This is a genomic window from Ferrovum myxofaciens, from assembly GCF_000735045.1.
GTDB lineage: Bacteria > Pseudomonadota > Gammaproteobacteria > Burkholderiales > Ferrovaceae > Ferrovum > Ferrovum myxofaciens.
This window is the reverse complement of sequence record NZ_JPOQ01000165.1, coordinates 1-7,766: the sequence shown is the minus strand read 5'-3', so window position 1 is coordinate 7,766 and position 7,766 is coordinate 1. Positions and strand designations below refer to the sequence as shown.

Annotated in this window: 12 protein-coding genes; 7 read left to right on the top strand and 5 right to left on the bottom strand. The window is 53.4% G+C overall.

Translation table 11 applies throughout. The features are described 5' to 3' along the window. Nucleotides 1-14: 14 nt before the first annotated feature. From IV91_RS19825 to IV91_RS0112320, 7 genes are all read left to right on the top strand, one after another. Nucleotides 15-239, top strand: a complete 225-nt coding sequence (locus IV91_RS19825) for a transposase domain-containing protein (protein ID WP_411464036.1) — start codon at nt 15-17, stop codon at nt 237-239. 148 nt (nt 240-387) lie between these two features. Next, nucleotides 388-633, top strand: coding sequence for a hypothetical protein (locus IV91_RS0112340; RefSeq protein WP_031598877.1), 246 nt, complete (start codon nt 388-390; stop codon nt 631-633). Beyond that, nucleotides 630-845 carry a hypothetical protein gene (locus IV91_RS0112335; protein ID WP_031598874.1) on the top strand — a complete coding sequence of 72 codons (216 nt, stop codon included), beginning with the start codon at nt 630-632 and terminating at the stop codon, nt 843-845. The genes IV91_RS0112340 and IV91_RS0112335 overlap by 4 nt, the downstream gene beginning before the upstream one ends. Nucleotides 846-866: 21 nt before the next feature. Next, entirely contained in the window at nt 867-1,244 is a 378-nt protein-coding gene (locus tag IV91_RS18925; RefSeq protein WP_200874407.1) for a C40 family peptidase, read from the top strand. Nucleotides 1,245-1,273: 29 nt separating this feature from the next. Continuing rightward, nucleotides 1,274-2,911 carry an ATP-dependent nuclease gene (locus IV91_RS0112330; RefSeq protein ID WP_200874406.1) on the top strand — a complete coding sequence of 546 codons (1,638 nt, stop codon included), beginning with the start codon at nt 1,274-1,276 and terminating at the stop codon, nt 2,909-2,911. After that, complete coding sequence (locus IV91_RS0112325) at nt 2,904-4,301, top strand: UvrD-helicase domain-containing protein (RefSeq protein WP_031598872.1); 1,398 nt, start codon at nt 2,904-2,906, stop codon at nt 4,299-4,301. The genes IV91_RS0112330 and IV91_RS0112325 overlap by 8 nt, the downstream gene beginning before the upstream one ends. A 78-nt stretch (nt 4,302-4,379) precedes the next feature. Beyond that, nucleotides 4,380-5,510: a DUF3800 domain-containing protein gene (locus tag IV91_RS0112320; RefSeq protein ID WP_031598870.1), complete on the top strand. Its 1,131-nt coding sequence runs from the start codon at nt 4,380-4,382 to the stop codon at nt 5,508-5,510. Nucleotides 5,511-5,736: 226 nt separating this feature from the next. On the opposite strand, the gene IV91_RS0112315 is transcribed toward IV91_RS0112320, so the two are convergent. From IV91_RS0112315 to IV91_RS0112300, 5 genes are read right to left on the bottom strand one after another with little or no spacing between them, the layout of a single operon-like run. Continuing rightward, entirely contained in the window at nt 5,737-6,888 is a 1,152-nt protein-coding gene (locus IV91_RS0112315) for a tyrosine-type recombinase/integrase (protein WP_233418465.1), read from the bottom strand. Beyond that, nucleotides 6,791-7,000, bottom strand: a complete 210-nt coding sequence (locus tag IV91_RS19820) for a DUF4224 domain-containing protein (RefSeq protein WP_411464032.1) — start codon at nt 6,998-7,000, stop codon at nt 6,791-6,793. The genes IV91_RS0112315 and IV91_RS19820 overlap by 98 nt, the downstream gene beginning before the upstream one ends. After that, complete coding sequence (locus tag IV91_RS18510; protein WP_031598866.1) at nt 6,997-7,224, bottom strand: nicotinamide mononucleotide transporter; 228 nt, start codon at nt 7,222-7,224, stop codon at nt 6,997-6,999. The genes IV91_RS19820 and IV91_RS18510 overlap by 4 nt, the downstream gene beginning before the upstream one ends. After that, nucleotides 7,221-7,385 (bottom strand): hypothetical protein, encoded by a 165-nt coding sequence (locus tag IV91_RS18505; RefSeq protein ID WP_160171581.1) that lies wholly within the window; start codon nt 7,383-7,385, stop codon nt 7,221-7,223. The genes IV91_RS18510 and IV91_RS18505 overlap by 4 nt, the downstream gene beginning before the upstream one ends. 2 nt (nt 7,386-7,387) lie before the next feature. Further along, on the bottom strand, nt 7,388-7,594 hold the full coding sequence (locus tag IV91_RS0112300) for a YqaE/Pmp3 family membrane protein (RefSeq protein WP_031598864.1): 207 nt from the start codon (nt 7,592-7,594) through the stop codon (nt 7,388-7,390). Between the last annotated feature and the right edge of the window lie 172 nt (nt 7,595-7,766).

The window sequence follows — 7,766 nt, the reverse complement described above, 5'->3', positions numbered from 1 at the left end:
ATCTCAAAAGGCAACTGGAATGGTTCAGACGCCACCTTTTCGGTCAGAAGTCGGAACGCCGCAACCCCGACCTATACAGCCTCCAACTGGCCTTCAGTGACCTGGGTGGGGAAGGCAATACTCCGCCTCCTGCCCCGGACACCCAGTCTACCGACTCAATGCAAATAAATCAAGAGGTTATAAGAAGAATTTGTTCCCCAAAAATTCCATTTTTTGACTCGAAACCCCTTGATTTTTAATGGGGTGGTTTTGAATTGGGGAACAGAAGTTTTAAACTGTGGTGTGCCAGAAATCAAGCCAGCGTGATGGCCGGCCAGATGTTGACTGTCAATGTGATAGCGCGTAGAATTTATTCGTATCTCATACGAATCTATAGGATGTGCTATAATGGCTAAAAACGTGCGCGAAATCGCCGTCGACATCGACGGGTTTATGAAACGTAAGACCCTGAACGTCTGGACTCTCCCATGGGTGCAACTCTACGAGGTCGCCGAGCGCGAAAGAATCAAGGACGCCTTTCAGAATGACCTGCGTGACGCGTTGCTGGCGCACAGCCTGCAGATAAGTTACGGCACGAATGCTGTCACGATTCACCGCGATGCCAACTTCGGCCCGCAGGAGTTCAAAAAATGAGCAAGGTGGATGCATGGTGTCGACCAGTGCGTGCAAAAACCGGGCAACTGGTGTTTGGTGGAGCGGCCCGGAATGTTCGCATTGCAGCCGCCGGGGGGATGGATGCCATTGTTCTGCGCATTGCCAAAAATGCGGCGCGTGAGGCGTTTGAGCAAGCGGACGAAGCAGTTCGATCGTCGCAGTATCGGGCAAAGTTGAGGCTTGTTGCCTAAGTAGTAGGCTGGCTTGATGCTATGGAAACGAAGCTGAACACTGCAGCACTGGAGCCAGGCGACATTGTTTTTACGACAACGAGCTCGGCGCTCAGTAAGATCATCCGCGTAACCACACGCAGCGATATTTCACATGCCATGGTGTGTGTTCAGTACGGCTCGGTCATTGTTTCCTTAAGATTGAACCGAAACGCTACAGGACTATTTCTGATGCTTTTCCTGATAATGGACTCCGTTGTCTATATACAATACAATTATCAGGGCAAAAACCTAAAACAAAACCGAAATACCATTGACACATCCCAAGGTACTGCATGCAAATACGCCAAATCAAGGTCAGTCACTTTCGGGGCATTGCCACTTTGGATTGGACGCCATCCCATTCGTTCTGCTGCTTGATCGGGCCAGGAGACTCGGGAAAATCGACGGTGCTGGATGCTATCGAGGCGCTGCTGTCTTCCCGCTGGTTCTCATTCACTGAGCCCGACTTCCTCGGTTGCGACACTTCGATGCCCATTGTGATCGAGGCCACCATTGGCGAGCTGTCGCGTGCCTTAAAGTCCGACGAACGATTCGGCCTTTACATCCGAGGATGGACCAGCATCGGAGCCCTTCGCGATGAACCGGAGGAGGACGACGAACCTGTACTGACCTTGCGGCTGACAGTGGACGCGACCATGGAGCCGGTTTGGGAGCTGATATGCGACCGTATGGACGATCCGCGCACTCTGTCAAACCGTGACCGAGCTTTGTTCGGCCTGGTCCGACTGGCCGGCGAAGATGCCCGTCACCTCGCTTGGGGCCAAGGTTCGGTTCTGTCGCGCCTGACTGGCGACACTGACGAAGCGTCTGCTCGGCTCGCTGAGGCCTATCGCACGGCCCGAGCCAGCGCCAAACTTAATGAGATCGAGTCGCTGACCAATGCAGCCGATGCTGCAGAGGGTTTCGCCAAGGTGCTTGGTGCCTATGTCGAGGGGGCTTATGAGCCTGGCCTCGAGCTCGGACGCTCGGGTCTGTCGTCTGGCTCCATCGCATTGCACGACAGCGGCGTGCCGCTGCGGTTGGCAGGCATGGGATCGCGCCGACTGGCCACGCTCGCCATCCAGAAATCCGCCATCGCCGAAGGTGCCATTGTCCTGGTCGATGAGATTGAGCATGGCTTGGAGCCGCACCGAATCATTGGAGCCATCGCGCAACTCAAAGGGGATCAAGCTAAGGCAGCGACAGACAAAAGGCCCGTAGGCCATGTGCTGATGACCACGCACTCGGATGTGGCTTTGGGCGAAGCCGGCGAAAACAGCCTGCACGTGATCAAGACCACCCGACCTGACCGCCTTACCAGCGTCACAACTCCGGTAACACCAACATCGCTTCGCCCGCTGCTTCGCTTCACGCCGAGATCTCTATTCGCTCGACGCATCTTGGTCTGCGAGGGCTACACGGAAGTCGGCCTACTATTGGGGTTGAGGGAGCATTGGCCTGCGCGACATGGCAATAAGCCGATCGAGCAACTCGGTGCCACGATCGCCGACGGCAACGGCGGCGAGGCTTACGCGATGACCTTAGCCTTGGCCAAGCTTGGCTATACCACTGCCATCTACCGTGACAGCGATAATTCGTTGTCCGCCGATCAGCAAGCCAAGCTGGCAGCGGCAGGCATTCCAGTCTTCGAATATGGCGGTTGGCTCTATACGGAGCTCGCGATCTTCAGCGCCGCGAACGATGCCCGCGTCCAAGAGCTTCTGCACCATGCCCGCGAAGAGAGAGGTGACGATTTCATCGACAACAACCTCGCCGCCAAGATCGACGACATCAATGTGGAGTGCATCCGCCTTGGCTTTGAGTGCTGGGGGCTACTCTCTGCCAAAAGCGGCGAAGAGCTCCGCGTCGCTATTTCCGAGGTCGCAGCTTCCAAAGGCAAGGAGAAGAAAGACAAGAAGCCATGGTTCAAGGACCAGCGCCTAGGGCGCAGCCTCGCTCCATTCGTATGGAACATCGCGGCTGAGGCTACGGCCTCTCCGCTGGCGGTAACACTAGCTGCCATCGAGGCCTGGCTATATGCTTGAGGCCGCCGACCTCGTCTCCTTGGGCAACGCCGCGATCGTTGCTCCCGCCGGACATGGCAAGACCGAGATCATCGCCAACGTAGCGGCTTTGGGGCGGCGCGCACTCATATTGACGCACACCCATGCCGGTGTCCATGCCATCCGCTCTCGCATGAAACGGTTGGGTGTTCACCATTCTGCGGTGGTGGTGGACACCATCGCCGGGTGGTGCATGCGGTATGCCCATGCATTTCCCGGCGTCGCCAAGCCGCCGCCAGACATGCCAAAGACAGGAGAGGAGTGGGAACAGCTCTATCAAGGAGCGGTACTCGCCCTGCAAGTCTTGGCCGTGCGCGAAGTGGTCACGGCCTCCTATGACCGCATCCTGATCGACGAATACCAGGACTGCGGAGGGAGCCAGCACGCGCTGGCCATCGCCTTGTCTGGAATTGTGCCCACATTGATTTTTGGTGACCCCATGCAGGGCATCTTCGAATTCGCAGGTGCGACGCTCAAATGGGACAGCGAAATTCATCCAAGCTTTCCGCTGGCGGGAAAGCTCAATACGCCCCATCGCTGGAATGGCAAGAACCCTGCGCTTGGGGAGTGGATCGCCGAGACAAGGATCAGGCTCATGAATGGGGATGCCATTGATCTGGCTGATCCCCGCATCACCTTCCGCGAATCCAATGATGCCTTCGATATGTCCACATTGTTCGAAGGCATTGACGGTAAGGAAGGAAGCTTCGCTGCGATCCACTGCAACAAGCGCATTTGCTATGGACTGGCCAAGGCGGCAAGCGGTGGCTACCAAGCCATTGAGGAGGTCGCAGCAGGCAGACTCAATGAATTTGCTAACGCATGGGATCACGCAACAACTACTAATAGGCGACTTGATGCTATCACAGGTCTGCTGGCTGACTGCTTCCAGCAAAAAGACCTCGCCAAAGACGAGACAGTCGATCCTGACGAGGCTGAGATGAACGCGGCGTTGAGCGAAATTGAGGTTGGTCTTGGAGTCGGTAACGGTGCCGAGGCTGCAGCCCAGTTCTTGGGGCTGTTTCGAAAGCGTCCTCGCTGGAAGCTTTACCGAAGCGAGCTATGGCGCGATACGGAGCGCGCAGTGAGCGAACTTGCCGCTGGCAGAGCAAAAACGATGGTCGACGCCGCGGGAAGCATTCGTCAGCGCGTCAGCAACTCAGGCCGTAAGCTGCCGAAGAGAACCGTCTCGACACCGCTGCTGCTCAAAGGTCTGGAGTTTGATCACGTCATTGTGCCGGACGCGACCCATTTCGCGAAAGAGAGTAAAGCCCAAGCCAAGCTTTTCTATGTCGCGATTTCACGAGCCACGCGATCATTGACGATTAGCTCTTCGAGTCGCTGGATTTCGCTGCCTATCCCAAATTCTTGATCAATCGGAAAATAGCACTCATGATATTGATGCTGCATGTCGCGCCGCAGCTCGTAACGAACCAAGGAGATATGCGTAGTGGAATTTGACGTGAACGACATGCGGGAAATGATGATTGGCGCCTTCCAGCTTCGGCGGGTTGATGACAAATTTACGTTCTACTACGACGAGACCAACAACATCCGTAAGTTTTATTTGACGGACCATGGCACTAACGTTGTGGAGCATAAGAATTTCGTTCTAGGAGGTATCGTTCTTTTGGAAGGACAAATACTTCCCGACATCGCCCCCTTGCATGCCAACTTGCAAATGCAGAGCAACGCTACCGAAATCAAGTTTGCCCATGTAGCGAAAGGCGACTTCGAACAAGTTCTAACTTCGAAACGGCTGGCTATTGTTCTGTCTTGGATCGTCGAACATGGCATATTGATCCATTATTCCAGTGTCAATATCATCTACTGGGCCATCGTCGACATCATCGACTCCATCTTGGCAGAGGAAAAATTCGAAAGCTATCAACCGCATCACCAACCGCTGAAAAACGAGCTGTATCGGCTAGCAAATCTCGACAAGCCGGCATTCTTGGCCTTAATGAAGCGACATAGCTATCCAGACATTCAGCGAGGTAAGGCTATCGACTTCATTGCTGATATCAACGCATTCCTTGAGGCCCGCAGCCCGTCTGACGGCAACCTCCCAGCCCTCATGCTTAAGAATTTGATCAAAAAATCAGCGTCTTTGCATGAACTTGCTTTCTTAGTCGATGAAGAGGAGGACATGCTCATTGAAAGCTTTCAAGTGTTCTACACTCACCCGATCATGCTTTTCAAGAATGCCATCCATATTTTCGATCGCGAAATCCAAATTGAAAAAAGTTTGAGTGGCACCAAGTTCAAGGACGGTTCTCACCACGTAAATTTCTCATTTTCCGACTCGAAGAGTGAGCCAGGAATCCAAATCGCCGACGTAGTGGTCGGATTCCTCGGAAAATATCAAAGCTTCGTGGAAGAGAACTCGCTGCCTGAACTCATGAAGCGGAAAAGCTCCTGGAATGAAAACCAAATCAGCAATTTCAATTTGCTGCGCCAATTGATCGATCTTTCGGACGATGTTAGCAATGCATTCATTCATCGCTTGACGGCGATGGGCAGCGGATGGAAAAACGACACATTTATGCACGACTTACGACCCATGCAGCATCTGATTTGAAATTCATCCAAGGTTTCCTCAATTGTCAATCAGCATCCAATATTTGCCACTTTTGTAGTCTGCTGATGTCGGTTTTACGCTACTTGACTCGATAGGAATTGTTGCTTGTTTCAAGAATGTCGCAATGGTAGGTAATGCGATCGGAGGTATTATCCCAAAACAAAAATTGGCCTTAGCCACTTAGTTTCTACTTCTTATTCCGATGAATATTGGGGAGATTGCCACATTATTTCGTCGGACTAACGATAGTGCCAAGCCTCACATACCGTTCTGTTGTCGTTACTGACCCATGTCCCAGTTGCTGACGGGCTTCCAGTATGCCGGCGCTGTCCGCTTTTTCAGTTCCGGCCTTTGCACGCAGATCCCGGAACTGAAAACCGGCGATTGCAGAAGCCAGTTCAGTTTTTCCCGATTTTTCGGCAGCCAAAACGGCCTTATTGCGTGATCGTTCAAAAGCGTTATCCAGCCCGGAATAGCTTAGCGCGCCACCGCCCATGGCGACAATCATTGCGGTATCGGCCACCTTGGCCAAGCGCTTGCGCTCCATGATTTCATCGATTTTCAAGCCAAGCCCGTTTCTTGAGCCATCATTATTGTTCAGTTTGATGCGCAGTGTTTTCCCAGTCTTCCCCTGTCGGACGGCTAACAGATCATTCCGAATGTCGGTAACGCGCATCTTGAGTACATCTGCCGGCCTCTGACCGGTCAGATAAGCCATGTCCAAAGCATCTTTCAACGATTGATTGGCGCAGGCATATACGGCCGCATAAACTTCATCCTCGATGAAGACGTCTTTGCGTCCTTTTTCTGTGAAACCACGGACGCCGGCACAGGGGTTCGGCAGGGTCGTCAGTCCGGTCTGCCGGGAGAAATTCCAGATATGGGACAGTAAGGCCTTTTCTCGGTTGGCGCGGGTCTTGGCAGTTGTGCCGCGCCAGTCCATATACTGACGCACATGTTGAGGCTCAATTGCCTCAAGCGGAGCCGGGGGGTTGTCGAAAAACTCCAAAAGTTTCGCCAGCTCCTTCAGGTTGTCAGACTGCGTCCTCGGGGCTTTGGTTGGAATAACCATGGCGGTATATTTCTCGGCGGCTTGCCGGAACGTCACCATGGCGGCGCGGGACGCATTTCCACCCTCAAGCTGAGCCCACTGTCTTATTGCATCGACGTAATCTTTCCCCAACGCGATTTCATGCTGGCCATCAAAGTAATAATAGTAGGTTCCGCTTGATCTCACCCGTGCTTTCATTCGCACAGGCAGATTAAGGTTGACCGTTCGTTTACGTCCCAAGGGCAGCTGACCTCCACGGTTTTTTTCCTGCCTGTTCGTCCCTTTTGCCACCTTCGACGGCGGATCGGGTGACAACAGGCTGGCCACATGCGTTCAGGGTAAACGGAATTCCAGACGCACGCAACTGCTGCACCTGCTTGGACTTTTGCGTCCTGCCAGTGAGTATGCAAACTTCTTCTGGGGTCAAGAAAAGGTTCACGATTCCTGCCGTTGCAATCGGTTCCAGTTAATCAGTCCCTGTACGCAGGAAACGGCGAAATAGCCATAGAGCATTACAAGGAGCCATTGTTGCTGCATGGCGAACATGGCCACACCGACACCATTGCCAATCAGCCAGAACCAGTAGCCTTTCCTGTTGCGGCGTTTGATAAATTCGTTCCCCACGATGGACAGGGAGGTAAATGCGATATTCAGCGCATTCACCTCTTGTCCCCCAAGGCTCGGGCAATGATCCACAGCAGCGAGATGCCGATTACGGCCAGCGAAATCATGCCAAGCAATCCAACTTGATGGCTGATTTTGAAGAGGGTGGCATAGATCAACCCATGCACCGCTGCGCTTGCGATCATGTGCCCGATGTGCATGGTCAAACCCCTTGATCAGTTCGTGCCGCCATGGCTCTGGCGATTTTCTGGTCTGTTTTGTACTGACTCAGCGCAAATACTGCCCAGATGGTCGCAGGCAACCAGCCGACCATTGTGATCTGCAAGAACAGACAGATAAAACCAGCGACAGGGCGGCCGATTGTGAAGAAGGTCAGCCAGGGAAGAAAGAGTGCAATGATGAGACGCATGGCAAGTCCTTTTGAATTGGGTGTATATGGCCAGCTTATTGTACGATCCGGCAGTCCTGGAGCGTTACGCTCCCTTGCAGCCATGCTTGGGTGGGAATCGTGAAGACGCCTTGAATCGTGATTGTTTGTCCTTTACTGACTGATGAAGCTGTGGACATATAGGCGGGACGGG

Bases quoted from the DNA above. Each gene is read 5' to 3' on its own strand.
- IV91_RS0112300 (WP_031598864.1), bottom strand. From the start codon at position 7,594: ATGCGTCTCATCATTGCACTCTTTCTTCCCTGGCTGACCTTCTTCACA.
- IV91_RS0112335 (WP_031598874.1), top strand. From the start codon at position 630: ATGAGCAAGGTGGATGCATGGTGTCGACCAGTGCGTGCAAAAACCGGG.
- IV91_RS18505 (WP_160171581.1), bottom strand. From the start codon at position 7,385: ATGCACATCGGGCACATGATCGCAAGCGCAGCGGTGCATGGGTTGATC.
- IV91_RS18925 (WP_200874407.1), top strand. From the start codon at position 867: ATGGAAACGAAGCTGAACACTGCAGCACTGGAGCCAGGCGACATTGTT.
- IV91_RS0112340 (WP_031598877.1), top strand. From the start codon at position 388: ATGGCTAAAAACGTGCGCGAAATCGCCGTCGACATCGACGGGTTTATG.
- IV91_RS0112325 (WP_031598872.1), top strand. From the start codon at position 2,904: ATGCTTGAGGCCGCCGACCTCGTCTCCTTGGGCAACGCCGCGATCGTT.